24 protein-coding genes are annotated in these 25,999 nt (G+C 64.6%); 18 read left to right on the top strand and 6 right to left on the bottom strand.

Annotated features, from left to right (window positions below; genetic code table 11):
- The first annotated feature begins 162 nt into the window (after nt 1–162).
- The 5 genes from ykgO (at nt 163) to nrdE (ending at nt 5,236) form a co-directional block, all read left to right on the top strand.
- Entirely contained in the window at nt 163–285 is a 123-nt protein-coding gene (gene ykgO, locus QP997_RS07550; protein WP_005288826.1) for a type B 50S ribosomal protein L36, read from the top strand.
- A 367-nt stretch (nt 286–652) separates the two neighbouring features.
- The gene (nrdH, locus tag QP997_RS07545; RefSeq protein ID WP_070759159.1) at nt 653–883 is read left to right on the top strand and encodes a glutaredoxin-like protein NrdH; all 231 of its coding nucleotides are present in this window, start codon (nt 653–655) and stop codon (nt 881–883) included.
- A 326-nt stretch (nt 884–1,209) separates the two neighbouring features.
- The gene (locus QP997_RS07540) at nt 1,210–2,544 is read left to right on the top strand and encodes an MFS transporter (RefSeq protein WP_284846740.1); all 1,335 of its coding nucleotides are present in this window, start codon (nt 1,210–1,212) and stop codon (nt 2,542–2,544) included.
- Nucleotides 2,545–2,551: 7 nt separating this feature from the next.
- Nucleotides 2,552–2,986, top strand: a complete 435-nt coding sequence (gene nrdI, locus QP997_RS07535) for a class Ib ribonucleoside-diphosphate reductase assembly flavoprotein NrdI (RefSeq protein ID WP_284846739.1) — start codon at nt 2,552–2,554, stop codon at nt 2,984–2,986.
- A 90-nt stretch (nt 2,987–3,076) separates the two neighbouring features.
- Complete coding sequence (gene nrdE / locus QP997_RS07530; RefSeq protein WP_148792547.1) at nt 3,077–5,236, top strand: class 1b ribonucleoside-diphosphate reductase subunit alpha; 2,160 nt, start codon at nt 3,077–3,079, stop codon at nt 5,234–5,236.
- A gap of 129 nt (nt 5,237–5,365) precedes the next feature.
- Here the strand turns inward: nrdE and QP997_RS07525 are convergent, their stop codons facing one another.
- On the bottom strand, nt 5,366–5,857 hold the full coding sequence (locus QP997_RS07525; protein ID WP_041628508.1) for a ferritin: 492 nt from the start codon (nt 5,855–5,857) through the stop codon (nt 5,366–5,368).
- Between the two features lie 248 nt (nt 5,858–6,105).
- Between QP997_RS07525 and nrdF the strand changes: the two genes are divergently transcribed.
- The 4 genes from nrdF to QP997_RS07505 all read left to right on the top strand — a co-directional run bounded on the left by nrdF (nt 6,106) and on the right by QP997_RS07505 (nt 11,459).
- Complete coding sequence (gene nrdF, locus QP997_RS07520; protein WP_070759163.1) at nt 6,106–7,101, top strand: class 1b ribonucleoside-diphosphate reductase subunit beta; 996 nt, start codon at nt 6,106–6,108, stop codon at nt 7,099–7,101.
- Nucleotides 7,102–7,408: 307 nt separating this feature from the next.
- Nucleotides 7,409–9,106, top strand: coding sequence for an aa3-type cytochrome oxidase subunit I (gene ctaD / locus QP997_RS07515; RefSeq protein ID WP_070759164.1), 1,698 nt, complete (start codon nt 7,409–7,411; stop codon nt 9,104–9,106).
- Nucleotides 9,107–9,204: 98 nt separating this feature from the next.
- Nucleotides 9,205–10,593 (top strand): phosphoserine phosphatase SerB, encoded by a 1,389-nt coding sequence (gene serB / locus QP997_RS07510; RefSeq protein ID WP_070759165.1) that lies wholly within the window; start codon nt 9,205–9,207, stop codon nt 10,591–10,593.
- On the top strand, nt 10,593–11,459 hold the full coding sequence (locus QP997_RS07505) for an aminoacyl-tRNA hydrolase (RefSeq protein ID WP_284846738.1): 867 nt from the start codon (nt 10,593–10,595) through the stop codon (nt 11,457–11,459). The genes serB and QP997_RS07505 overlap by 1 nt, the downstream gene beginning before the upstream one ends.
- Before the next feature lie 93 nt (nt 11,460–11,552).
- On the opposite strand, the gene QP997_RS07500 is transcribed toward QP997_RS07505, so the two are convergent.
- From QP997_RS07500 to QP997_RS07490, 3 genes are all read right to left on the bottom strand, one after another.
- Nucleotides 11,553–13,124 (bottom strand): AMP-binding protein, encoded by a 1,572-nt coding sequence (locus tag QP997_RS07500; RefSeq protein ID WP_284846737.1) that lies wholly within the window; start codon nt 13,122–13,124, stop codon nt 11,553–11,555.
- Nucleotides 13,125–13,272: 148 nt separating this feature from the next.
- A complete protein-coding gene (locus QP997_RS07495; RefSeq protein ID WP_284846736.1) occupies nt 13,273–15,276 on the bottom strand; it encodes an ATP-dependent DNA helicase in 2,004 nt (667 codons plus the stop codon).
- Between the two features lie 73 nt (nt 15,277–15,349).
- The gene (locus QP997_RS07490) at nt 15,350–16,687 is read right to left on the bottom strand and encodes a nicotinate phosphoribosyltransferase (protein WP_148813094.1); all 1,338 of its coding nucleotides are present in this window, start codon (nt 16,685–16,687) and stop codon (nt 15,350–15,352) included.
- A 201-nt stretch (nt 16,688–16,888) separates the two neighbouring features.
- Between QP997_RS07490 and clpS the strand changes: the two genes are divergently transcribed.
- The 9 genes from clpS (at nt 16,889) to QP997_RS07445 (ending at nt 24,566) form a co-directional block, all read left to right on the top strand.
- Nucleotides 16,889–17,194, top strand: coding sequence for an ATP-dependent Clp protease adapter ClpS (clpS, locus tag QP997_RS07485; protein ID WP_148812702.1), 306 nt, complete (start codon nt 16,889–16,891; stop codon nt 17,192–17,194).
- Between the two features lie 35 nt (nt 17,195–17,229).
- A complete protein-coding gene (locus QP997_RS07480; protein ID WP_284846735.1) occupies nt 17,230–17,904 on the top strand; it encodes a DUF2017 domain-containing protein in 675 nt (224 codons plus the stop codon).
- Between the two features lies 1 nt (nt 17,905).
- Nucleotides 17,906–19,069: a P1 family peptidase gene (locus QP997_RS07475; protein ID WP_284846734.1), complete on the top strand. Its 1,164-nt coding sequence runs from the start codon at nt 17,906–17,908 to the stop codon at nt 19,067–19,069.
- Nucleotides 19,070–19,138: 69 nt separating this feature from the next.
- Complete coding sequence (locus QP997_RS07470; RefSeq protein WP_284846733.1) at nt 19,139–19,723, top strand: rhomboid family intramembrane serine protease; 585 nt, start codon at nt 19,139–19,141, stop codon at nt 19,721–19,723.
- Between the two features lie 109 nt (nt 19,724–19,832).
- The gene (murI, locus tag QP997_RS07465; protein ID WP_284846754.1) at nt 19,833–20,699 is read left to right on the top strand and encodes a glutamate racemase; all 867 of its coding nucleotides are present in this window, start codon (nt 19,833–19,835) and stop codon (nt 20,697–20,699) included.
- A 155-nt stretch (nt 20,700–20,854) separates the two neighbouring features.
- Nucleotides 20,855–21,661, top strand: coding sequence for an MBL fold metallo-hydrolase (locus tag QP997_RS07460; RefSeq protein ID WP_284846732.1), 807 nt, complete (start codon nt 20,855–20,857; stop codon nt 21,659–21,661).
- A gap of 21 nt (nt 21,662–21,682) precedes the next feature.
- Nucleotides 21,683–22,456, top strand: a complete 774-nt coding sequence (gene rph, locus QP997_RS07455; protein ID WP_148792541.1) for a ribonuclease PH — start codon at nt 21,683–21,685, stop codon at nt 22,454–22,456.
- A 32-nt stretch (nt 22,457–22,488) separates the two neighbouring features.
- Nucleotides 22,489–23,124, top strand: a complete 636-nt coding sequence (locus tag QP997_RS07450; protein WP_284846731.1) for a non-canonical purine NTP pyrophosphatase — start codon at nt 22,489–22,491, stop codon at nt 23,122–23,124.
- An 86-nt stretch (nt 23,125–23,210) separates the two neighbouring features.
- Nucleotides 23,211–24,566 (top strand): amidohydrolase, encoded by a 1,356-nt coding sequence (locus QP997_RS07445; RefSeq protein ID WP_284846730.1) that lies wholly within the window; start codon nt 23,211–23,213, stop codon nt 24,564–24,566.
- A 50-nt stretch (nt 24,567–24,616) separates the two neighbouring features.
- On the opposite strand, the gene QP997_RS07440 is transcribed toward QP997_RS07445, so the two are convergent.
- Together QP997_RS07440 and QP997_RS07435 are read right to left on the bottom strand one after the other, a co-directional pair.
- The gene (locus QP997_RS07440; RefSeq protein ID WP_284846729.1) at nt 24,617–24,997 is read right to left on the bottom strand and encodes a DUF3817 domain-containing protein; all 381 of its coding nucleotides are present in this window, start codon (nt 24,995–24,997) and stop codon (nt 24,617–24,619) included.
- Between the two features lie 55 nt (nt 24,998–25,052).
- Nucleotides 25,053–25,496, bottom strand: a complete 444-nt coding sequence (locus QP997_RS07435) for a hypothetical protein (protein WP_012360708.1) — start codon at nt 25,494–25,496, stop codon at nt 25,053–25,055.
- Nucleotides 25,497–25,999: the final 503 nt, after the last annotated feature.

Below are 25,999 nucleotides of genomic sequence, written 5' to 3'. Positions count from 1 at the left end.
TCGTTTTTGCTTCTGGCTGTTCAGACGCTACAATCAGTCGTTGTGTTTCAGCTTGGCACGTTGCCGCGCGTGAAGAACGTGTGAACGTGCTGCTTCACGCAGCGCTCGCAGTGATGCGAAAGTGTCGAGCTTTTGAGAAGTCTATAAAGAAAGGAGCGCCCGATGAAGGTCCGTAAGTCCCTTCGGTCGCTGAAGAACAAGCCGGGCGCTCAGGTTGTGCGTCGTCACGGCAAGGTCTACGTCATCAACAAGAAGGACCCGCGTTTCAAGGCTCGTCAGGGCTAATCCTTAGGGGATAGTTTCCACCGCGAGCGCGGCGCGAAGCCGGTTGCATTCCATGTGGGATGTGGCCGGCTTTTTGCGTTGCCTTGTGTGGGATCGGTTGGCGGTGCATCGGGGGAGTAGAGGGGGATACTGAGTGTGGAATTACAATCTTGTATTCCGGGGCTCAACATGTAGTGGCGAGCTCAAATCACCACCTGCGCTTTTAACACCGACAACCACAATATCTAGTGTCTTGCGCACCTATGTGGCCCAAAATATTGTGGCAATACGGGTTGTGCGAGTGGTGACAGGTGTGTAATCTCAAGGCAGTCAACACGCCACAGACTCCGCCCACAGGGGCGGCGCGATACAGGAGATTTGCGCGGATATGATCACCGTTTACACCAAGCCAGCTTGCGTCCAGTGCACCGCAACCCAGAGGGCTCTCGACAAGGCTGGGCTGGAATACGAGATGGTCGATATCAGCCTCGACGATGAGGCCCGCGAGTACGTCCTGGCACTCGGCCACCTCCAGGCTCCGGTCGTCGTCTCCGGCGAGGACCACTGGTCCGGCTTCCGCCCAGACCGCATCAAGGCGCTGAGCACCGCGGCTGCCTAAGTCGCCGAGTGTCGCAGCAGCCTGAGGCGTCGTCACCGGACATCCTGCTGCAGCTCACTCAAACTTTCTAGCCCCGCGCCCAGCCTGAAGTGCGAGGCCGGGACACAATTCTGCGGGCTGGATGCCCGCGCCGCCTCCCACGCTAGGAGCGGCACCTCAACCGCCAGCGTTAGAAACTTTGCGCTGTCTTTACTTATGCCTGATTTCGCCTCACGCGGGAGCGGGCCCAATGCAACAGCCCAGGTGGGAAGGGTCCACTGCGCCCCTGCGTCAGCACTGCACCCACGCGGGGAAGCCACTGGAAACCAAGAAAGGTCACGGTCGTCGTGCGTCAACTGCTCGTAGACACCACGCCCTTGAAGGTTCCCGAATTTCGCCGCCTATGGCAGGCAAACATCGTCACCGTTATCGGCGCACAGCTCAACATCATCGCTGTTCCTGCCCACATCTACGCGCTGACCGGCAGTTCCGCCTACGTCGGACTCGCCAGCCTCTGCGGCTTCGTCCCGCTGGTGGTCTTCGGACTCTACGGCGGTTCCCTCGCAGACAACATGGACCGCCGAACCCTGCTCCACATCACCACCACCGGCATGATTCTTTCGGCGGCAGGATTCTGGGTCTTCGCGGCGACCGGTGGCGCCTCCGTGTGGCCCTTGCTTGCCCTATTCGCGGTGCAGCAGGGCTTCTTTGCCGTCAACCAGCCCACCAGGGTTGCCATCATTGCCACCCTCGTGGGCAGGCAACAGATCGCCGCGGCGACCAGCCTTAACATGACAGTCCAGCAGACCGGAGCGATCGTCGGTCCGGTGCTGGGCGGCATGTTGATTCCGATCCTCGGGTTCAGCTGGTTGTACTTCCTGGATTTTATGGCGCTGTTCGCCACGCTCTACGCCGTGCACCGACTGCCCGCGTTGCCGCCGCGGACTACCGATGACGGACAGCCCGCGAAGGCGGGGATCGCCTCCGTGATCGACGGCTTCCGGTTCCTGCTCACACAGCCGATCATCCTCATGACTTTCGCCATCGACCTCATCGCGATGGTTTTCGGCTCACCGCGGGCACTTATCCCGCAGATGTCCGCCGAAGACTTCGGGGAACAGGCCAGTGGCGGGATCATGTACGCGCTGCTGTTCGCGGCCCTGCCCGTGGGCGCAGTCCTCGGTGGACTGTTCTCCGGCGTGGTGACGAAAATCGAACGCCGCGGACTGGGCGTGACCTGCTTCGTTGGGCTCTGGGGCGTGGCGATCCTCGTCATGGGCCTGGCCGTGTCTGCAGCGAATGGCACAGTGGGATTGTGGGCGGCGGTGGCCCTGCTGGCCTTCGCGGCGGGTGGTGCTGCGGACATGTTCTCCGCGGTGCTGCGCTCCACGATGCTGCAGGAAGCCGCGACCGATGAGGTACGCGGCCGAGTGCAGAGCGTGTTCTTCGTGGTCGTCGCCGGCGGCCCCCGCATCGCGGACGGCCTCCACGGCTGGGCGGGCTCCCACTACCCGGCCGGCACCGTCACCGCAGCAGGCGGTGGCTTAGTCATCATCGGGACCATCGTGATGCTCCTGGTCGTGCCACGTTTCCTGACGTGGACGCCAGCAGCCGCCCTCGAAAACATCGAGGCCGAGCATCACGGGGATGCGGCTCAAGGCATTCAGAAAGAAGGATCTTAGAGTTCACATGCTCATCACGTACTTCTCATCAACGACCAACAACACGCACCGCTTCGTGCAAAAGCTCGGGCTGCCGAATAAACGCATCCCGATCTACCGCTACGAGGAACCGTTGGTGGTCGATGAACCCCACATACTCATCGTGCCCACCTACGGCGGTGGGGTGGGTATGGTGGGGGAGAACTCCCGACCCGTCCCCAAACAGGTCATCCACTTCCTCAACGAGAAGCAAAACCGGGATTATCTGCGAGGGGTCATCGCCGCTGGCAATATCAATTTTGGTCCAGATTTCTGCCTCGCCGGGGACGTCATCTCAGCCAAGTGCCAGGTGCCCTATCTCTATCGCTTCGAAATGATGGGCACGGAGCACGACGTGGAACGGATCAAGGAGGGCCTCGCAGAATTCAAGCAGGCCATGATCGCCGAAGGCACCTGGGAATAACGGCCCCGAACGCCACATTAAAACTAAAAACAACGCACTACCGCCAGCTACTGGCGTCGTAATAAAGAAGAACATCAAGAGAGGACAATGATGGCCGAGAACTTTGGCAAGACTGTCGCAGAGCCAGTCAAGGAGTCCGAGAAGCTGGACTACCACGCGCTCAACGCAATGCTGAACCTGTACGACGAAAACGGGCAGATTCAGTTCGACGCGGACCACCAGGCCGCGAACCAGTTCTTCCTGCAGCACGTAAACCAGAACACCGTTTTCTTCCACAACCTGGCGGAAAAGCTCGAGTACCTGGTTGAGAACAAGTACTACGACAAGGAAATCCTCGACAAGTACGATTTCCCCTTCATCAAGGCGCTGTTCAAGCAGGCTTACGCCAAGAAGTTCCGCTTCCAGTCCTTCCTCGGGGCGTACAAGTACTACACCTCCTACACCCTGAAGACCTTCGACGGTAAGCGCTACCTCGAACGCTTCGAGGACCGCGTCTGCATGGTGGCCCTCGGCCTCGCGGATGGCGACGAGGAGATGGCGAAGTCCCTGGTGGACGAGATTATCGACGGCCGTTTCCAGCCGGCGACCCCAACCTTCCTCAACATCGGTAAGGCACAGCGTGGTGAGCCGGTGAGCTGCTTCCTCCTGCGCATCGAGGACAACATGGAGTCCATCGGCCGCTCCATCAACTCCGCCCTGCAGCTCTCCAAGCGCGGCGGTGGCGTGGCACTGCTGCTGAGCAACATCCGTGAAGCAGGCGCGCCGATTAAGCACATCGAGAACCAGTCTTCCGGCATCATCCCGGTCATGAAGCTGCTGGAGGACGCCTTCTCCTACGCCAACCAGCTGGGTGCCCGCCAGGGGGCCGGCGCGGTGTACCTCAACGCCCACCACCCGGACATCCTGAATTTCCTGGACACCAAGCGCGAGAACGCGGACGAGAAGATCCGCATTAAGACGCTCTCCCTCGGCGTGGTGATCCCGGACGTCACCTTCGAATTGGCCCGCAAGAACGCGGACATGTACCTGTTCTCCCCGTACGACGTCGAGCGCGTCTACGGCAAGCCTTTCGCCGACATCTCCGTCACCGAGCACTACGACGAGATGGTTGAGGACCCACGCATCCGCAAGAAGAAGATCAACGCCCGTGACTTCTTCCAGACCCTCGCGGAGATCCAGTTCGAGTCCGGCTACCCGTACATCATGTACGAGGACACCGTGAACCGTGCCAACCCGATTGCCGGCCGCATTACCCACTCGAACCTGTGCTCCGAGATCCTGCAGGTCTCCACGCCGTCCGTCTTCAACGAGGACCTCACCTACGAGACCATCGGCGATGACATCTCCTGCAACCTGGGCTCCATGAACATTGCCATGGCGATGGACTCCGCGGACTTCTCGAAGACCATCGAGACCGCAATCCGGGCGCTCACCGCTGTCTCGGATCAGACGGACATCGACTCCGTGCCGTCCATCCGCCAGGGCAACGATCACTCGCACGCCATCGGGCTGGGGCAGATGAACCTGCACGGCTACCTGGGTCGCGAGCACATCCACTACGGCTCTGAGGAGGCACTGGACTTCACCAACGCCTACTTTGCTGCCGTGATGTACGAGTGCCTGAAGGCCTCCAACAAGATCGCGATCGAGCGCGGCACGGCATTCCACGACTTCGAAAACTCCGAGTACGCATCCGGTGCCTTCTTCGACCGTTACGACCCGGCTGAGTTTGCTCCGAAGACGGAGAAGGTCAAGGAGATCTTTGCCGCATCCAGCATCGAGGTGCCGACCGCCGAGGACTGGGCGGAGCTCAAGGCCTCCGTGGCGAAGCACGGCATCTACAACCGCAACCTGCAGGCGGTTCCGCCGACCGGCTCGATCTCGTACATCAACAACTCCACCTCCTCGATCCACCCGATCGCCTCGAAGATCGAGATCCGCAAGGAGGGCAAGATCGGCCGCGTCTACTACGCAGCGCCGCACATGAATAACGAGAACCTGGAGTACTTCGAGGACGCCTACGAGGTCGGCTACGAGAAGATCATCGACACCTACGCGGTGGCGACCAAGTATGTGGACCAGGGCCTGTCGCTGACGCTGTTCTTCAAGGACACCGCCACGACCCGCGACATCAACCGTGCCCAGATCTACGCTTGGCGCAAGGGGATCAAGACGATCTACTACGTCCGCCTGCGCCAGACTGCGCTGAGCGGTACCGAGGTCGAGGGCTGCGTGTCCTGCATGCTCTAAGGAGCGCTCGCGCTGAATAGTTGAAGGGTGGTGTCGGAATGATCCGACACCACCCTTTGGCTTGGGGCTGTTAGGTCAGCGCCCTGCTGATGCCACGCAACCGTGGCGAGGGGAGGGGCGAGGCGTGTTTTACTCGCGGCCGCCGAGCTGGGCGTCGAGCCGCAGCAGGCCGCTGCCGTCGGCGCCGACCATCTTCAGGCGGTCGATGATCTCGCCAACGGTGGCCTCCTCCTCGACCTGCTCGCTCAGGAAGGAATCCAGCAGCGGTCGGGAATCGATGTCCTTGACCTCCTCGGCGACCCGAACGAGGTCGCGGATCATCGCGGAGACCTTCTTCTCGTGGGCCAGGGAGAGCTCGAAAGCCTCCAGGGCGCTCTCGATCTTGATCTCCGGGAGCTCGATAGTCTTCAGATTGACGCGGGAATCGCGGTCGATGAGGTGATCGGCGAAGCGCTGGGCGTGCTCCCGCTCCTCGTCGGCCTGCGCGAACATCCACGCGCTCATGCCGGTCAGAGAGAGGCGGTCCAGTTCGTACGCCAGCTGGGTGTAGACCAGTGCAGCCTGGTGCTCGGCGATGACTTGATTATTGAGCGCTTCTTCAAGCTTCTGATTGATACTCATAGCAGCAATATTACTGGACGGTGGGGCGTGTGACTAGGGGGAAGCGACGATGGTGGTGGAACGGGCGCCGGGACTGGCACGCAATGCTGGATTGCGAACCAGTGGTACCCGCCACCACGCCGTGCGGTGAAGAGCATTCACGGGTAGAGTAGGCATGTATTCATTTCGCTCACCGCGCACTATACGCGCAGGTCAGCGGTTGGAAAGTTGGGAACTCTGCTGAGTTCAGATGAGGAGAATGCGCGTTTATGCCTGCTAGGCCATCTCAGTCCCCTGCGCAGCACAAGGCGGGGAATATCATCGGTTCCGTTAACTGGAACGAGGTTCCGGACGACCGTGACCTCGAGGTATGGGATCGGCTGACGGCCAACTTCTGGCTGCCAGAAAAGGTACCCGTCTCGAACGACATCCAGAGCTGGGCCACGCTCAACGATGCGGAGAAGAACGCGACGATGCGCGTGTTCACCGGGTTGACAATGCTCGACACCATCCAGGGCACGGTCGGCGCGGTCTCTCTGATCCCGGAAGCGACCACCATGCACGAGGAGGCGGTGCTCACCAATATCGCCTTCATGGAGTCCGTGCACGCGAAGTCCTACTCCCAGATCTTCATGACCCTGGCGAGCACCCGTGAGATCAACGACGCATTCCGCTGGTCCGAGGAGAACGAAAATCTCCAGCGCAAGGGTGAGATCATCCTTCAGTACTACAAGGGCGACGACCCGCTGAAGCGCAAGATTGCCTCCGTGCTGCTGGAATCCTTCCTCTTCTACTCCGGGTTTTACCTGCCGATGCGCTGGTCCTCCATGGGCAAGCTGACGAATACCGCGGACATCATCCGCCTCATCATCCGCGATGAGTCCGTCCACGGTTACTACATCGGCTACAAGTACCAGCGAGCCCTCGAGAACGAGAGCCCGGAGCGCCAGGAGGAGCTGAAGGGCTTCGTCGTCGAGCAGCTGCTGGACCTCTACGACAATGAGGTCGAATACACCGAGTCCATCTACGACGAGATCGGCTGGACCGAAGATGTGAAGCGCTTCCTGCGCTACAACGCCAACAAGGCGATGAACAACCTTGGCTATGACGGGCTGTTCCCGGTAGAGGAGACCCGCGTTTCCGCTGCCATCCTCGCCGCGCTGAACCCGGGTGGCGACGAGAATCACGACTTCTTCAGTGGCTCTGGGTCCTCCTATGTCATCGGTAAGGCGGAGAGCACCACCGACGACGACTGGGACTTCTAGCTCCGCGCTCCAGCCCATAACACGAACGGCCGGCTCGCTAGGTGCAGCGAAACGGCCGTTTGGTGTTTTCAAGCGTGGAGAAACCTTGGAACTACCCCCAAAACTGTGAAGGAACTGGAGGTTTCCCGCCACCCGGCTTCTTATATTCGGGAAAAGGGGATAACATAGCACCAACCCTTCGTGTAGGGACCCTTTCTGGGCTGCAAGGAAGCTAATGCTCTCGCACTCAGGGGAGGGTTCTGAGAAGGCCAAAATTCTTTGGAGTGTCAGGGAAAAACCCTCGACACTGCGTAGTCAGGAGGAATCAATGACCGCGGTCGCGCCACGGGAACCACAGCAAGTTGCTCCCGAACGCCCACAACCGTCTGGCCATGGGCGCCGAGGCAGCTTTGCCTGGCATGCGCTGACGACCACCGACCACAAGCTGCTGGGCATCATGTACCTCATGATGGCCTTCACCTTCTTCCTGGTTGGTGGCCTCATGGCCCTGCTTATCCGTCTCGAGCTGTTCAATCCGGGCATGCAGTTCCTGTCCCCGGAGCAGTTCAACCAGCTGTTCACCATGCACGGCACCATCATGCTGCTGCTGTATGGCTCCCCGATGGTGTTCGGCTTCGCTAACTACATCGTTCCGCTCCAGATTGGTGCACCGGACGTGGCCTTCCCGCGTCTGAACGCCTTCGGCTTCTGGCTCACCACCGCCGGTGGTGTCCTGATGCTGACCGGCTTCCTCACCCCGGGCGGCGCGGCTGACTTCGGCTGGACCATGTACCAGCCACTGGCAGACGCTATTCACTCCCCGGGCCTGGGTTCTGACCTGTGGATCGTGGGTGTCGGCGTCGGTGGTGTCGGTACCATTCTTTCCGGTGTGAACATGATCACGACCATCCTGGTGCTGCGCGCCCCGGGTATGACCATGTTCCGCATGCCGATCTTCACCTGGAACATCTTCGTTACCTCCCTGCTGGTCCTGCTGATCTTCCCACTGCTGGCTGCTGCCGCACTGGGTGTTCTCTACGACCGCAAGCTGGGCGGCCACATCTACGATCCGGGCAACGGTGGCGCCATCATGTGGCAGCACCTGTTCTGGTTCTTCGGCCACCCTGAGGTCTACGTCCTGGCTCTGCCGTTCTTCGGCATCGTCTCCGAGATCTTCCCGGTCTTCTCCCGCAAGCCGATGTTCGGCTACGTGGGCCTGGTCTTCGCAACCCTGTCCATCGCTGCTCTGTCCATGGCTGTGTGGGCACACCACATGTTCGTCACCGGCGCGGTTCTGCTTCCGTTCTTCGCCTTCATGACGTTCCTGATTGCAGTCCCGACCGGTATGAAGTTCTTCAACTGGCTCGGCACCATGTGGGGCGGTCGCCTGACCTTCGAAACCCCGATGATGTTCGCACTGGGCTTCTTCGCCACCTTCCTCTTCGGTGGTCTGACCGGCATCATGCTGGCTGGCCCGGCAATGGACTTCCACCTGTCTGATACCTACTTCGTGGTTGCGCACTTCCACTACACCCTGTTCGGCACGGTTGCCTTCGCATCCTTCGCTGGCCTGTACTTCTGGTTCCCGAAGATGACGGGCCGCATGCTGGACGAGCGTCTGGGCAAGCTGCACTTCTGGCTGACCATGATCGGCTTCCACACCACGTTCCTGATTCAGCACTGGGCTGGTAACTCCGGTATGCCGCGTCGTTACGCGGACTACCTGCCGACCGACGGCTTCACCGGCTACAACCAGGTCTCCACCATCGGTGCCCTGATCCTGGCCGTCTCCGTGCTGCCGTTCCTGTGGAACGTCTTCAAGTCCTACCGTTACGGCGAGGTCGTCACCGTCGATGACCCATGGGGCTACGGCAACTCCCTCGAGTGGGCAACCTCTTGCCCGCCGCCGCGCCACAACTTCACCTCCATGCCGCGGATCCGCTCCGAGCGCCCAGCGTTCGAGCTGCACTACCCGCACATGGTCAAGCGCATGCGCGACGAGGCTCACGTCGGCCGCCACTTCTAAGAAGTCGGCCACGGTGCCGGGGCCAGCAGCCAGCTGGCCGCGGCGCATACTCCAGCACTGAGGTGCTGTGAGCGCAAACCACACCCTTACTACGCAGGGTGTGGTTTTTCTTTTGCCGAAAAACGGGGGTAGCGGATCCTCCTTGCCACAGCCACTGTGGTTCAATCGTGGGTGTGACTAGCGCAAATAACTCCACCCCAGTCGATAATCTCCAGCCCACGAGGCTCGCCTTCCCCGAAGAGCTGGAATCCATCCTGAATAACGGCTGCGAACCGGCCGTCATCACCGTCACCGGTGACGACAAGCCCGGCGTTACCGCCCGCTTCTTCCGCAGCCTCGCTGCCCACGACGTCCAGCTCATCGACGTCGAGCAATCCGTCTTCCGTGGCAATCTCGCCCTCGCCGCCCTCGTCGGCGTCGACGCTGATACGTTGGCCACCCTGAACAACGAGCTGCCCGCCGACCTGGAGGCCCTCGGCATGAGCGTGCAGATCCAGACGGACACGGAGGCCATGGCGACCAAGCCAATGCCCTCCCACGTCATGGTCGTGCTCGGGCGCCGAATCACCGCCGAGGACGTCCAGCGCATCGGACAAACGCTGGCTGCCGAGGACGCGAATATCGATACGATTCGCGGGATCGCCGATTACCCGGTCACCGGGCTGGAGATTCACTTCACCGTCGCTAATCCCCGCCCGGGTGGCGGCGTGGAGCTGCGCAAGGCAGTCTCCGAGCTCACCGCTGAGCTACACCTCGACATCGCAGTCGAGCGCGCCGGCCTGGCTCGCCGCAGCAAGCGCCTGATCTGCTTCGACGTGGACTCCACCCTCATCCAGCAGGAGGTCATTGAGATGCTGGCGGCCTACGCCGGCCGCGAGGACGAGGTCGCCGCTGTTACCGAGCGAGCCATGCGTGGTGAACTGGACTTCGCGGAATCCCTCCACGAGCGCGTCAAGGCCCTGGCTGGGCTCGACGCGTCTGTCGTGGAGAAGGTCGCCAACGACATCAAGCTCACCCCGGGTGCGCGCACCACGATTCGTACCCTCAAGCGCCTGGGATACAAGACCGGCGTGGTCTCCGGCGGCTTCATTCAGATCATTGAGCCGCTGGCCCGCGAGCTGGGCCTCGACTTCGCCCGAGCCAACACCTTGGAGATCCGTGAGGGCAAGCTCACGGGCCGCGTGATCGGCCCGGTCATTGACCGCCGTGCGAAGGCCGAGTCCCTCAAGGAGTTCGCCTGGTCCAATGGCATCAAGCTCAACCAGACGGTGGCAGTGGGCGATGGTGCGAACGATATCGACATGCTCTCCACCGCGGGCCTGGGCATCGCCTTCAACGCGAAGCCGGCCCTTCGCGAGGTGGCTGACGCATCCGTGAATTACCCATTCCTTGACCAAGTACTCTTCCTGCTCGGCATCTCCCGCTCCGAGATTGAGCACGAGGACATGGCTGACGGCACCTACCGCCGCCCGCCACTGCAGGACTAGTGCGCGAGTACAACGAACCAGGGGAGTTGGAAGCAGACGAGCGGGAGCTGGTCCGGCGGGCGCATGCGATGCTCGTCCACCTTGCTGGGCACCCTGGTACCGAAGACCCACAAGACCCCAGCAGCGTGCAGGCTATGCCCATGGTTCTGCACCTGCCGAAGGTGGATGCGCCGCTGCGTCACGATCTCCTGGCTGCGGCTGCCTCCGCCTGCGCCCGTGTCTGCCTCGACCCTCGAGCAGGCGAGGGAGACAGCGAGTGGGCGCAGGCGTTAAAAAGCTGGTACGGCGCGAAGATTCGGAAACTCGCCCGCCGCGCCCGCGCCAGCAAGTGGGACGCGGTTCTTGGGCTGCCTGGGCACGAGGTGAATGTGCACGGTGCGATGGCCAAGGCTTTCCTGCCCGGGCGCGTTGATGGCGTGGATCCGAGGATCAACAAGTTGCAGATTCAGGGTTCCGACTTGCCACCCGAACCTGGCCCGCTGCCCACACCCGAACCGGATCCATTGCACCCAGTCATTTTCGTGGACGCCGGGCTGGGCATGACGGTCGGCAAGGCCGCAGCCCAGGTCGGCCACGGGTCGATGCTTTATGCTGCCTTCCTCAGCCCGAAGCAGGCGGTTGCGTGGTTCGAGCTGGGCTGTCCCGTGCACGTGCGGGAAATCCCGGCCGAGGAGTTCGCCGCCAAGCGCGCGGCACTCGCGGAACGTCACGCCGCAGACGCCGCCGCTGCGAGCTCGCGGTGGATCACCGCGGTCGGCGGGCAGTGGCCGGTGGTGGAGGTTCGCGATGCAGGCCACACGGAGATCGCCGCGGGGAGCGCGACTGTTATTGCTGCCTCCTATGGCGGCCAGCAGCCTCCGCGTTAGCGCGATCCGCCCGGAGGTCTGGGAGATCGTATTTCGAGACTGCGAGGGCTGCGGGGAGCGCTCGGGACGTGACCCGAGCGATGCCGCCTCTCGCTAGTCCTCGCGGGCCCGAAGCACGCGACGCAGGATCTTGCCGGTCGAGGACTTCGGGATCGCATCGATGAACTCGATGGCCCGCACCTTCTTATAGCTCGGCACCTGCTCGGCCACGTAGGCCATGATGTCCTCAGCCGTGGCCGTGGCGTTCTGCTGCAGCACGATGAAGCCCTTGGGGATCTCCAAGCCATCCTCACCCGCGACCCCGATCACCGCGGCGTCCGCGACCTCCGGGTGCGTGAGCAGTAGGGCCTCCAGCTCGGCGGGAGCGACCTGGTAGCCCTTGTACTTGATGACCTCTTTGAGGCGGTCCACGACATAAACATTGCCCTCGGGGTCCTGGACCGCGAGGTCGCCGGTGCGCAGCCAGCCACCGTCCACGAGGGTTTCTGCCGTCTCCCGGTCGCGGTTCAGGTAGCCGAGCATTACCTGGGGGCCACGCACCCACAGCTCGCCGACCTCCGAGTGCCCGTTGCTCGGCCGCGGAATCTCCTCTCCCGATTCGACGGCGACGAGCTTGTGCTCAGTGTTTGCCACTGGCAGCCCGATGGAGCCGCGGGGCACGCTCATGTCCAGGTTCAGGTGGGTGACCGGGGAGGACTCGGTCATCCCGAAGCCCTGGTAGACGTCCACCCCGAGGCGCTCCTGCATGGCCTCCGCGAGGCTGGTGTCCAACGCTGCAGCGCCCGAGAGCACGGCCCGCAGGCTGCTCAGATCGAATTCCTCGACCTGGGGGTGCTTCGCCAGCAGCACCGCGATGGGTGGGGCGATGAATGTGAAGGTCACGCCGAAACGCTCGTGAGAGGCGAGGAAGCTGCCCAGCTCGAAACGCGGCTGGGTCACCAGCGTGGCGCGCTGCTTGAGCGCGAGGTTCAGCAGCGCGGTGAGCCCGTAGATGTGGAAGAAGGGCAGCACCCCGAAGACGACGTCCTCCCGGGTCACGAGGTCCTGATCCGCAGCCTGGCAGACGTTGGCGACCAGGTTGCGGTGGCTGAGGCGAACCCCCTTCGGATCCTGGGTGGTTCCGGAGGAGTACGGCAGGACGGCGAGGTGGGTCGCAGGGTCAAAACTGATGTCCTCCGGCGCGTGGCGCCGCTCGGCCAGCATCTGCTGCATTCCCGAATTGCGGTCGAGGTGGTGGACCTGTTCCTCGCTGAGTCCGGCGGCTTGAGCTGCCTGGGCGGCGTGATCGCCCATCGCGGCCAGCGTGATGAGCATGCGCGCGCCGGAGTCTTGCAGCTGCCGGGTGATGGCGGCCTCATCCGCCAGGAGGGAGACCGGGGTGAGGGTCGCGCCCAGGCGCCAGACGGCGTGGGCGTAGACGACGAAGGCCAGGGAGTTGGGGCAGTGTAGTGCGACCACATCGCCGCTGCGGATACCGAGGTGGGAAAGCCCACCGGCAACGCAGTTGATGTAGCTGCGCAGCTGCTGATAGGTGGTTTCCGTGCCATCGGCGATGTCGATGATCGCAACCTTGTCCTCGTCCGCTGGATCCAGCTGGCCGAAGGTGAATTCGTAGATTCCAACGTCGGGGATCTGGATGGTCTCCCGCGTGCTCTGAACTGGCATGGCTGGTCCTTCCTAAGCGCCATCGGATGATCGCGCGCTGTACGAGGCAAATATTTTTGCGCTCCCGCTCAAAGCGGGAACCGCAGTTGGCACCATGATAAACGCCACACCACGGGCGTTAGGCCGATTTCATCGAGCCCACGGCGCGCTATTTCCCGGGTTGCGCATTCAGCCTGCGCAGCGCCCCGCGCGCCACATCCAGATCCGAGGTCTCCCAGAACCGTGGCATGCTGGCGCGGATGAAGGAGCCGTAGCGCGCGGTGGCCAGCCGGGAGTCCAGCACGGCGACGACGCCGCGGTCGTCCACGCTGCGCAGCAGCCGTCCCGCCCCCTGCGCCATCAGCAGCGCGGCGTGGGTCGCAGCGACTTCCATGAAGCCACTGCGGCCAGCTTTATCTGCGGCCTCTTTGCGGGCCTGCTTCAGCGGGTCATCCGGGCGAGGGAAGGGGATGCGGTCGATGAGCACCAGTTGCAGCGCGGAGCCGGGCACGTCCACACCCTGCCACAGACCCAGGGTGCCGAAGAGGCACGCGGACTCGTCCTTCCGGAACTTCTCCACGAGGCTGGACATCGAATCCTCACCCTGCAGGAGGATCTCATAGGGAACCACGCTGCGTAGCTGATCAGCCATCTCCTCGGCCGCCCGGCGGGAGGAGAACAGGCCGAGGGTGCGGCCACCGGCGGCGTTGATGAGCTGGGCGGCGTGGTCGATGAAGCCACTGGATGGTCCACTGCGCCCAGGGGCGGCGAGGTCGCGGGCGACGTAGAGGATGCCGTGGGTCCGGGCGTCGAAGGGGGTTCCCACGTCGAGGGTCTTCGTATCCTTCGCCGCACCCCATTGGGCGAGCATGGCGGTGAATTTCCCGCCCAGCGCGAGGGTCGCGGACGTCAGAATCACCGTGGATTGGGCGAAGAGCCGCTGCCGCAGCAGGTCGGCGACGGACAACGGTGCGACGCGGACGACCTTGCGGTTGCCATCGGTAGAGAGCCAGACGACGTCCTCCCCGAGCAGGTCCTCCTGATCCGCGGCGGCATCCGCGGTGGAAGCCCCGAGGACGCGCACGCACGTATCGTTCAGCTCTTCGGTGGCCACGAGCAGGGCCTGGCGCTCGGCGGCCTTCGCCGGGTCGTTAGCGAACTCGCCGGCGGGTATCGAGTTGATCTGCCGGTTGGTTTTCCACGCCGCGTCCTTGAGCACGCCGAGGGGAACCTCTAGACCGTTGGGGACCCCGGTCCACCGGCCGACGATCCGATCACCGTCGGTGGCGATCGCGCCGTCGAGAGCGGTGACCCACTCGTCGAGCGCCTCGGTCAGCGCATCGCCGGTGCCGTCGGGGCCGATCTTGCCGGTGCGTTTGGCGAGGATCGCGATATTGGTGGGGGAGAGCTCCGCGGTGGCTGTGGAGGTGATGCGGGACTCGAGCTCGTGGGCCTCGTCGATGACCACGCAGTCGTGCTCCGGCAGGACCGGCACGTCGGAGAGGGCGTCGATGGCCAGCAGCGCGTGGTTGGTGACGACGATGTCCGCCTCCGCCGCTTCCGCCCGGGCCCGTTCCGCGAAGCACTGGTCGCCGAACGGGCAGCGGCTCGCGCCGACGCACTCCCGGGAGCTGACGGAGACCTGCCGCCAGGCGGTGTCGGACACGCCGCGGTCGAGGTTATCGCGGTCGCCGTCCTCGGTCTCCTGGGCCCACTCGTGCAGGCGGGCCACCTGGGCTCCCGTCTTCGAGATCTGGGAGGGGTCGAGCAGTGCGTCCTCTTCTGCCTCGGGGATTGCTTCGTCGCCAATGCCGTTGATCTTGTTGAGGCAGAGGTAGTTATTGCGCCCTTTGAGGATCGCGGAGGTCAATGGGCGGGGGAGGTGCTCCTCCAGGGCGTCGGCGAGGCGGGGGAGGTCGCGTTCCACCAGCTGTCGCTGCAGGGCGATGGTTGCGGTGGAGACGATGACGGGGACGTTCGTCTGGGTGGCGTGCCGCGCCGCGGGGACCAAGTAGGCCAGGGACTTACCCGTTCCCGTGCCCGCCTGGACAGCCAGGTGCGTGGATTGTTCCATGGCCTCGGTGACGGCATCGGCCATTTTTTGCTGGCCGGGGCGCGGCGCACCGCCAATGCTGGCGACGGCTGTGGCGAGGAGGTCTTGGGTGGAACTCACGGGAGCACTTCTTCTACGAGTAACGGGAAAGGTACTGGTGACCGGTCGGGGAGCTGGCCGGTTTCTGCCCCAGTTAGCCCTGGGTGTGGGGCACGTGGCGGACGCTGATCACCGGCTCGTCGCGGGATAGGGCCAGGCCCTCCCACGGCAGGGAGACCAGCCGGTCGGCCAGCAGTTGGCGGGAATCCTCGAGGGTGGGCAGGCCATCCACTGGTTCACCGTCGCGGATGAGCGGGACGGAGAGTTCGATGGCATCCAGGATGCCAGTATCCGGGCGGGCCTCGCCGAAGGGGAAGGTGATCTCCTCGACGGCGGTGCCGGTGTCCCGGCATGTTCGGATTGCAGCCTTCGCTCCGCCCTGCGAGTTCTTGCCGCGGGAGCGCTTCGCCACCGGGGCGCCCTCGACCTCGACGAGCTTGTAGACCAGCCCTGCGGTCGGCGCGCCGGAGCCGGTGACCACCGAAGTTCCCACGCCGAAGCCGTCCACCGGCTCGCTGCGCAGCGCGGCGATGGAGAATTCATCCATATCGCTGGAGACGATGATCTTCGTGTTGTGCGCGCCCAGGGAATCCAGCTGGTCGCGGACTTGCTGGGCGAGCACACCAAGGTCGCCGGAGTCGATGCGCACCCCGCCGAGCTCAGGGCCGGCCACGCGGATGGCGGTTTCCACGCCTTCGGCGATGTCATAGGTGTCCACCAGCAGGGTGGTCCCCACGCCGTGGGCGGCGATCTGTGCCCGGAAGGCGGCCTCCTCGTCGGTCGTGCCGTCCGGGTGGGTGTGCAGTAGCGTCCAGGCATGTGCGGCGGTGCCGGAGGCCGGGATGTTGTAGCGGAAGGCTGCCTCGAGGTTGGAGGTGGCGTCGAAGCCAGCGAGGTAGGCGGCGCGGGCGCTGGACACCGCGGCGTACTCGTGCGTGCGACGGCTGCCCATCTCGATGATGGGGCGACCGTTGGCGGCGGTGACCATGCGGGCGGCCGCGGAGGCCACGGCTGAGTCCGCGTTGAGGATGGAAAGGATCACTGTCTCCAGGATGACGCACTCGGCGAAGGTGCCCCGCACGGTGAGGATCGGGGAGTGCGGAAAGTAGACCTCGCCCTCCAAGTAACCGTCCACCTGCCCGCGGAAGCGGTAGTTGCGCAGGTATTCCAGCGTCTCGGGCTGCAGGAAGTCCAGGTTTTCCAGCTGGGCTTCGGTGAAGACGAAGTCCCGGATCGCGCGGAGGACGCGCTCGGTGCCGGCGACGACCCCGTAGCGGCGTTCGTTGGGTAGGCGGCGGGTGAAGACCTCGAAGGCGCACTGCTTCTCGGCGGTGCCGTCCTGTAGCGCGGCTTCCAGCATGGTCAGCTCGTACTTATCGGTGAGCAGAGCGGAGGAGCGCGGTGCGGAGAGGTACGGGTCGAGGTGGCCGATCGAGCCGTAGGCGGCGTCCTGTTGTGGGTTCTGGGCTGTGGAAGACAAGTGGATCCCTACGCGTTTTCTTCTTCAGGTGGTGCCGTAGCCGTCGAGTGGCCCCGGCGAATACTCACACTCTAGCGAGCGGTGCGGACAGGCAAAGAAATATTCCGTCACGATGCCTTCGCCGCCCCGGCGTGGCGACGGTATCCTTGGGGCATGACTTCCCCAGCTGCACCAAGCGCAACCCCAGTTGCGGAGAAACGACCCGAGACCCTCGCGGATGCCGATCTGCCGTGGCAGTGCATCTGCTGGGACGATCCCGTCAACCTCATGAGCTACGTGACCTACGTCTTCGAAACCGTGCTCGGTTACTCCCGCAAGAAGGCCACCGAGTTGATGATGCGGGTCCACACCGAGGGCAAGGCTGTGGTCTCGTCTGGTGAGCGCGATAAGGTCGAGGGAGATGTCAAGAAGCTCCACACAGCGGGCCTGTGGGCCACGATGGAGCAGGCGGCAGGCTAGTAAGCATCCCGCGAGGCGAGGAGGACTCCCCACAGATGGAACCGTGGAAGAAGAAGACCGGCATGCTGCGCGGCACGCGCTTCGTCACCCAGCTCAACCCCCTGGAACGGGAGACCTTGGGTAATTGCGCCGCCACCGTCGCCGACGCCCTGATGGAGCGGGTGCGCACCGCGCCAAAGGATGAGCTAGCGGAGCTGACCGGCATGGCCAGCGGTCATTCGGAGCGCCCGAGCAGCCCGGCGCTTGCCCGACTCCTGCCGGACTTCTTCGCAGACGGTGCCGAGGAGGTCGAGGGGGATGCCGCGCTGACCCGGCAGCTCAACGAGACCGACATCATCAAGAGTAAGTTGATGAACCTCGCGCTCATTGCCGAACACATTGGCCCGGATGGCTCGGTGAACATCACCCTGAGCCAGGAGGAAGTCCAGCCGTGGCTCTCGGCCATCAACGACGTTCGGAACTACTATCACGAGCTCTGCCAGCCCGCGCTGCACGGACTGGAGGGGCCGGATCGGGTTGACGCGGCCAAGGAGTTGACCTCGTGGCTGGCTTTCCACCAGGACAGCCTGCTGCGCGCGATGATGGGGGAGCCGCCCGCAGAGATGATGGACAACCCGGACGGCGACGATCCGCAGAATCCGGGCGAGGGCCGCGGTGAAGGGCCGGAGGGGCAACACGGCCCGGGCAACCGACCGACGGGCGAGTTTTAGGATGTCCGCCGAATTGTTCGGCGCCCAGCCGGGGCCCAGCAACTCGCTTATCGACGTCCGTGGCCTCGGCGTGGGGCACGCGATCAGTGAGGGTGGGGCCGGCGACTCCGGGGCCACGATCATCGCCGCACCCGCCGGGGCAGTCGCCTCGGTCGATGTGCGTGGTGGCGGGCCCGGAACCCGTGAGACGGATCTGTTGGAGCCACACAATACGGTCGAGCAGGTTCACGCCATCGCATTGTGCGGTGGCTCTGCCTACGGCCTTGCAGCCGCGGACGGCGCGATGGCCGCCCTGGAGGCGGCGGGCATCGGCTTCCCCGTGCTGGGGGAGGACGCACCCGAGAAGATCGTGCCGATCGTGCCGGGTGCGGTGATCTTCGACCTGCTGCTGGGCCGCTGGGACTCCCGCCCCAGCCCGGAGACCGGCGCGGCGGCCGCCGAGGCCGCGTTGCGCAGTGCAACAATCGCCCGCGACGGGGAACCACCACGCGGGCAGGGCGGGAATGATGCAGCTCTCGCCCCCGCTACCGCATCGGGCAATCTCGGTGCTGGACTGGGAGCTTCCGCCGGTGCCCTGAAGGGCGGATTCGGGCAGGCCAGCGCGGTACTCCCGGAACTGCCGGGCGAGCTCGCGGCACTCAGCGGGGCGACGGTGGCTGCGGGCATCGTCGTCAACCCGCAGGGCGCGGTCTTCAACCCCGCCACCGGGCGACTGTGGGGCTTCGATGCAGAGCTGGCCGGTGAGTTCGGCGCCGCCTCGGTCACGCCGGTCTCCGAGGAGGCCGCGGCGCACTTGCGCGGAATGAACCTCGCGGGCACCAAGTTCCCCGCACCCGACGACGGACAGCCCGGCAGCCCGCAGCTGAACACCACCATTGGCGTGGTCGCTACGGACGCCCCGCTCACCAAGGCGCAGGCCAAGCGCCTGGCGCTCTCCGCTCACGACGGCCTGGCACGCGCGATCCGCCCGGCTCACATGCCCATGGACGGGGACACCCTCTTCGGGCTGGCCACTGGCACCCGTGGCGGCAGCGTGGACGCCGTGGGCATGTCCGTGCTCGCCGCCACGGCCGCCAACTGCGTGGAACGGGCCATCGTGCACGCCGTGCTGGCAGCAGAGCCCGCCTACGAGCATCCCTCCTGGCGCAGTATCGTGGGCTGTTAAAGAACCCCGCGGCGTTATCCCGTCACCGCGCCGGGGTGGTACCAACCCCTAAAGTTCAGGAGCCTGAGCATGCCGAACCTCGCCTTCGCCCTGCGGCTCGTGGCGGTGGCCTGGATTGTCCAGGTCATCAACATGATGCTGGGGTACGGACTCAACGCCTTCGGTATCCGGCCCGGTGATCCCTACGGCCTTCTCGGTGTGTTCGCCGCGCCTTTCCTGCACGGGGGCTGGGATCACCTCATCGCCAACTCCATGACTGCGGTTGTGCTGATCACGATGATCTGCTGGTCGGGCAGACGCGCGTTCTGGCGCTGTTCCCTGATTATCCTGCTCGCCAGCGGAGCCGGAACCTGGCTTATTGGCGGCGCGGGCACCGTTCACGTGGGCGCCTCCGGCATGATCTACGGCTGGGTCGCATTTCTCATCACCCGCGGGCTCTTCACCAAGAAGCTCAGCCAGCTGGCCGGTGGGGTCGTGGTCCTGCTGCTCTACGGCTCCCTGTGGACCGGAATCCTGCCCACCAACCAGGCCATCAGCTGGCAGGGCCACCTCTGCGGGGCGTTGGCCGGCGTCCTCGCTGCTTGGCTGATTCCGAAGATGCCCACCGCCACGCGGGCCGTGCGCACCGCAGGCCGTGCCTCCCTCGGCATGTAGCCGCGGCCAACCAACCCCAGGACGCGGCCGGCGCACGGATGCTTGGGGCCGTGAGCGACGTCATTAAACTAAAACAGCGAGAACAATGAAGGAAGGACCGAGCAAGCACATGGCGGAGCAGGCGGACGGCGGCAGCGCGGCAGGCAGTACCCCGGAGCAGGAATCCCACAACAACGCTCCCATCGGGATCTTCGACTCCGGGGTCGGCGGGCTCACCGTGGCGCGCACGATCGTGGACCTTCTGCCGCATGAATCCATCATCTACATCGGGGATACCGCGAACTCGCCTTATGGGGATAAGACGATCGCGCAGGTCCGCGAGTACGCCCGGATGGTCGCCGATGAGCTGGTCTCCCGCGGGGTGAAGATGATCGTCATCGCCTGCAACACCGCCTCCGCCGCCTTCATGCGCGATGCCCGCGAGCGTTACCCGATCCCGGTCGTCGAGGTCATCCTCCCCGCAGTCCGCCGCGCCGTATCGGCAACCCGGAACAACCGCATCGGCCTGATCGGGACGCAGGCGACGGTGACCTCCGGGGCCTATCAGGACCTCTTCGCCGCTAGTCCGGACGTCACCGCCGTCGCCCAGGCATGCCCGCAGTTCGTGCCCTTCGTGGAGCGGGGGATCACCTCGGGCCGCCAGATCCACGCGTTGGCGGAGGGGTATCTCGAGCCGTTGAAGGAGGCCGGGGTGGACACCGTGGTGCTGGGGTGCACGCACTACCCGCTGCTCACCGGGGTGGTCCAGTTCGTCATGGGGGAGGACGTCACGCTGGTGAACTCCGCTGAGGAGACCGCGAAGATGGTTTACCGCACGCTGGCGGAAAGCGGACAGCTGGCGGATAACGACCCGGAGCGCCAGGCCACCTTGTCCTTCGAATCCACCGGGGACCCGCACCGCTTCGCGCAACTCGCACAGCGCTTCTTGGGGCCGAAGATCACGAGTGTGTCGCAGATCCCGGAGCTGCTGCGCTAGTCCCTGCGCTAACCCCTGCGCTAACCCTTGGGGCGCGACGGAATCGCCCCGGAGTTGGTCCTGGACAGCCCGGAAACCGCCCCGCTGAAGGAAACCTGATCTAAAGCTTGCCCAAATATCGAAAAACGCCGGGCATCGTGAAACAATATCCACTTATGGAGATGCTTGTGTTGGGTTGTTCCGGAAGCGTGCCCGGCCCCTCGGCCGCGGCCTCGGGGTATTTCCTGCGCAGTGCAGCGGGTGAGGGCGTGGTCGTGGACCTGGGCTCGGGGGTGCTCAAGCAGATGCAGCGCTATGAGGGGATCGATCCCTCCGACTGCCACGTCGTCCTCTCCCACATGCACGCCGACCACTGCTCGGACGTCCCGAGCCTGCTGGTGTGGCGCCGCTACCACCCCTTCGCGCCGGCGAGCACCCGCCACAAGCTGATCGGGCCGAGTATTGCCGCCAAGCACATCGGGCAAGCAAGCGCCGACTCCCCGGAGGCGCCGGACGACCTCACCGACACCTTCGAGGTCCTTGACCACGTTGTCGGGCCGGAGAGCGACTTCGATGCCGAGACCTGGCCGCATCACACCATCGGTGACCTGCGGATCTATGCGGTGGACGCCATTCACCCCACCGAGGCCTACATTACCCGCTTCGAGGACTCCTCCGGCTTCTCCGTGGTCTACAGCGGGGACACCGCGCCAACCCCGGCCCTGGCGCGCATCGCCGCGGGGGCGGACGTCCTCGTCTGCGAAGCGACCTGGGGCGATGGGGGAGCGACCATGCCGGAGGGCATGCACCTCTCCGGCGCGGAGGCTGGCGAGGCCGCCCAGGCAGCGGGCGTGGGTCGGCTCGTGCTGACCCACATCCCGCCATGGGGTGATAAGGCCGCCACCGTCGCCGCGGCCGCCCGCCACTACACGGGGCCGATCGAGGTCGCCCGGCCGGGTCTGCGCATCAGCGAGCAGCACTAAGCGCCCGCTACACTGGCTGGCATGTCTAATACGCCAGAACAAAGCACCCATACCCGCGCCGATGGTCGCAGCGTCGACCAGCTGCGCGACATCCGAATCACCCGCCGGTTCACCACCAACCCGGCAGGCAGCGTGCTCGTCGAATTCGGGAACACCCGGGTGATGTGCACCGCCAGCGTGGAGCTCGGCGTGCCGCGCTTCAAGCGGGATTCCGGCGAGGGCTGGCTGACCGCGGAGTACGCGATGCTGCCCTCTGCCACCCACGAGCGCATGCCGCGCGAGTCCATGCGCGGCAAGGTCAAGGGCCGCACTCACGAGATCTCCCGCCTGGTTGGTCGCGCCCTGCGCGCCGCCGTGGATCTCACCGAGCTGGGTGAGAACACCATCGCCATCGACTGCGACGTCCTGCAGGCCGACGGTGGCACCCGCACCGCCGCGATCACCGGCGCCTACGTCGCCCTCGCCGACGCCCTGGCCTACCTGCAGGAGCAGGGTGTCGTGCCGGGCAAGCCGCTGCGCGACCCCGTCGCCGCCGTCTCCGTCGGCATCATCGACGGGGTGGCCTGCCTCGACCTGCCCTACGAGGAGGACTCGCGGGCAGACGTGGATATGAACGTCGTGATGACCAAGGCCGGCCGCTTCGTGGAGATCCAGGGCACCGGCGAGGCTGCGGAGTTCGACCGCGCGGAGCTCAACACCATGCTGGACCTGGCCGAGGGCGGCCTGCACCAGCTGATTGAGCTGCAAGAACGCGCACTGAACACCGACCCGGCTTCCGGCCCGGTCACCCTCTAGAAAACCCACGGACCACGCGGAAGGAGGACGCAATGCAGGTGCTGGTGGCGTCCAGAAATAAGAAGAAGCTCGCGGAACTGCAGCGGGTGCTCGCGGCGGCGAACATCGAGGGCATCGAGCTGCTCAGCCTCGCGGACGTGCCGGAGTATCCGGAGACCCCGGAGACCGGCGCGACCTTTGAGGCCAACGCCCGGATCAAGGCCCTCGACGGGGTACGGCATGCTGGCCTGCCCACCGTCGCGGATGATTCCGGCCTGTCCGTCGACGCGCTCAACGGCATGCCCGGGGTGCTGTCCGCCCGCTGGTGCGGTGCCCACGGCGAGGACGCCGAGAACAACCGGCTGCTGCTAGCCCAGCTCTCCGACGTTCCCGACGACCGACGTGGCGCCCGATTCGTTTCCTCCTGCGTGCTCGCTGTTCCCGCCGAGATTGCCGACGCCGCGGGTCTGGAGCCCGAGGTGGCAGTCACCGGCGAGTGGGAGGGCCGGATTCTGCGCGCCGAGCAGGGCACCAACGGCTTCGGCTACGACCCGCTCTTCGAACCCGCGGAAGCGCCGGGCCAGTCCTCGGCGGAACTCTCCCCGGAGCGTAAAGATGAGCTCTCCCACCGCGGCAAGGCGCTGCAACAGCTGGTCCCGGCGCTGCGCGCGCTGGCTCAGTCCGCGTAGTAGGCCCAGGCAGGTCCCGAGTGGGCGAAAACGCCACCGGGTCACCCAGCGCGCAATAAGGTCGAACGCAAGAAAGGAAGTGCACCGTGACCACTCCACCCACCCCGAGCACGATCGTCGCCAACGCCGCGGCAGATCTGAGCTGGCAGGAGGACCTGTATAAACACCTCCACGCCCACCCAGAGCTCTCGGGGGCGGAGGAGCAGACGGCCCAGCGTATCGAGGAGGAACTGCAGCGCTTCCCCGACTGGTCGGTCACGACCGGCATCGGCGGCTACGGCATCACCGCAGTGCTGCGCAACGGGGACGGCCCGACGGTGCTGATGCGCGCGGACTTCGACGGCCTGCCCGTCGCCGAAGCCACCGAGGTGGACTACGCCTCGAAGCATTCCCAGCTCAACGCGGAGGGTCAGCGGGTGCCGACGATGCACGCCTGTGGCCACGACCACCACACCAGCTCGTTGCTGGGCGCGATGGCAATCCTGGATGCGACGCGGGACGACTGGTCTGGCACCGTCATCGCGCTCTTCCAGCCCGCTGAGGAGGCCGCGGTGGGTGCGCACCGCATGGTCTCCGATGGACTGGACCAGATCATTCCGCGGCCGGACGTGTGCCTGGCGCAGCACGTTGTCGCGGGGCCGGCGGGTGAGATCTACACCGCGCCGGGACCGGTGATGACCTCTTCGACGACCATCGAGATCACCCTGTACGGGCGCGGTGCGCACGCCTCGATGCCGCACCGTTCGGTCGACCCGGTGGTGCTGGCCGCATCCACCGTGATGCGGCTGCAGACGATCGTGTCCCGGGAGGTCCCGCCAGGCCAGTTCGCCGTGGTCACGGTCGCGTCCGTGGAGGCGGGTAAGGCCAATAACGTGATCCCGGACTCGGCGAAGATCTCCCTGAGCTGCCGTTTCTATGACGAGGACTTGCGCAAGCGCGTGGTAGCCGCGATCAAGCGGATCGTGCGCGCCGAGGCCCAGGCAGCGGGTGCCGACCGGGAGCCGAGCTTCAAGTTCGTCGGCATGCTGGGGGCGACCGACAATGCGGCTGAGGCCTTCGAGACCGTGCGGCCCGCCTTCGACGAGCGATTCACCGAGAACAGCCTGGACATGGAGCCGTGGACGGCCTCCGAGGACTTCTCCGTGATCCCGAAGCACTTCGGGGTGCCTTATCTGTTGTGGACCGTGGGCATCACGCCGCGCCGTAAGTGGCAGCGGGCCGAGGAAGCGGGCCGGCTAGATATCGATATTCCGACGAACCACAACCCGGGCTTCCTGCCTGATCTGGGGACGCTGCCGGTAGCCACGGAAGCCGCTGCGGTCGCGATTCTGGCCTGCCTGCAGCGCAGCTGGCCGGATACCTCCAGCCCGGAAGAGTTGCGACAGCAGCCGACGCAAAAAGAAATCGCCGCGGCGCAGATCGAAACTGCACCGGGCGATTAATTCAGGGCGATTGATCCCGGGGGCTAAGCCAGGCGGGGGTTGCCCCGGGCTTAGCTCAGCGCGAAGGCTTCCTTCACCTCGACACGGCGCTTGTGCTCGACGAAGAAGCTCAGCAGCGGGACCACGCCGGCGAGGATGGTGGTGAGCCACTTGCTGGGCTCCCAGCGCGCCTTGGTGCCCAGATCCAGGCAGGTGATGCAGTAGAGCATGAAGAAGATGCCGTGGGCCGGGCCGATATAGGAGAACCAGGCTGGGGTGTTATCGCTGCCCAGGATCAAGTACTTGAAGGTCATCTCAACGACCAACACGAGCAGCCAGATACCGGTGGCGATCGCCATGACCGAGTACCACTTCAGGGCCTTTGCGACCCGCTGCTGGCGTGCCGGGTGGATCTGGGCGCCCGCTGGCTGGGGCGAGGCTGGCTGCGTCATCTCAAGTTCTTCCTCTACGGTTGGGGTGGATTATCGGGAATCGGGCGTGCGGGCGCTAACCCTCGTTGGCCTGGCGCTTCCTTCGTTCTTCCTGGGCCGGTAGCGGTGCCGAGCGGGCATCCCGCCTGCGGTGATCCTCGAAAACCTCCGCGGTCTCGGATTCCCTCGTTGCGCTGGGGGCCAGGAAGTCTTCCGGGACCTCGGTGAGCTGGTCTTCCGCGTATTTTTCGACGGCGGCCTCGTCGTCGCCGAGTAGGCGCTCCCGCTCGTATTCGATGTACTTGCGGTAGGTGACGATAAGGAAGATGCCGAAGATCGGCCACTGGAGCGCATAGCCCAAGTTCTGGAAGGAGCCGCTGGTGGATTGCCAGCGTTCATATTGCCACCACGCGAGTAGCAGCGTGGCGATGACGCCGAGTGCGAGAAAGATGATCTGCACAATGCGCACGCGCAGGGGAAAGGGCTCCTGCGGATCCTGGTTTTCGCGCGATTCCTTCACAACTCCCGAGTCTACCCACGGCGGGGGCGAATCCAAATGACCGCCGGATGAGAAAATCCGGCGGTCACGAGGGAAAATATGGTGCGCCTGGGGAGACTTGAACTCCCCGATATATCCTAGATCAGACAAACAACCGCCCGCTGACCCTTCGGTTTGTACACTGCATATCGCTCTACCTCATACCCATTACGCCGCACGCGGTGGGAAAACAGAAAAAGAGATGTGCCCCCGCCCCGCGCCACTGAACTGCTCCCCGTTAGTTGGACTGAGAAATCAGCTACTAACTGGTGGGGAGCGGTTTTCCGCTCAGAGCACGAAATCCGCTGAGCGAAGATCAACGCGAGTAGTAAGTGGCCAGTTCTGGCCAGATCATGGGACACCAGCGCGCTGCAAACAGAGTCAGGGTGTCGAAGTGCGCATTGAAGGGTCCCAGGTTTTGTTCCGTTTGAGTAGATGGGAAAATCTGGAACATGCCGAAGAAATTTGACCAGGATGCCAAGGAT

The organism is Corynebacterium sp. MSK039 (assembly GCF_030232315.1).
Taxonomy (GTDB): Bacteria; Actinomycetota; Actinomycetes; order Mycobacteriales; family Mycobacteriaceae; genus Corynebacterium.
This window is presented reverse-complemented; position numbering and strand designations above follow the sequence as displayed.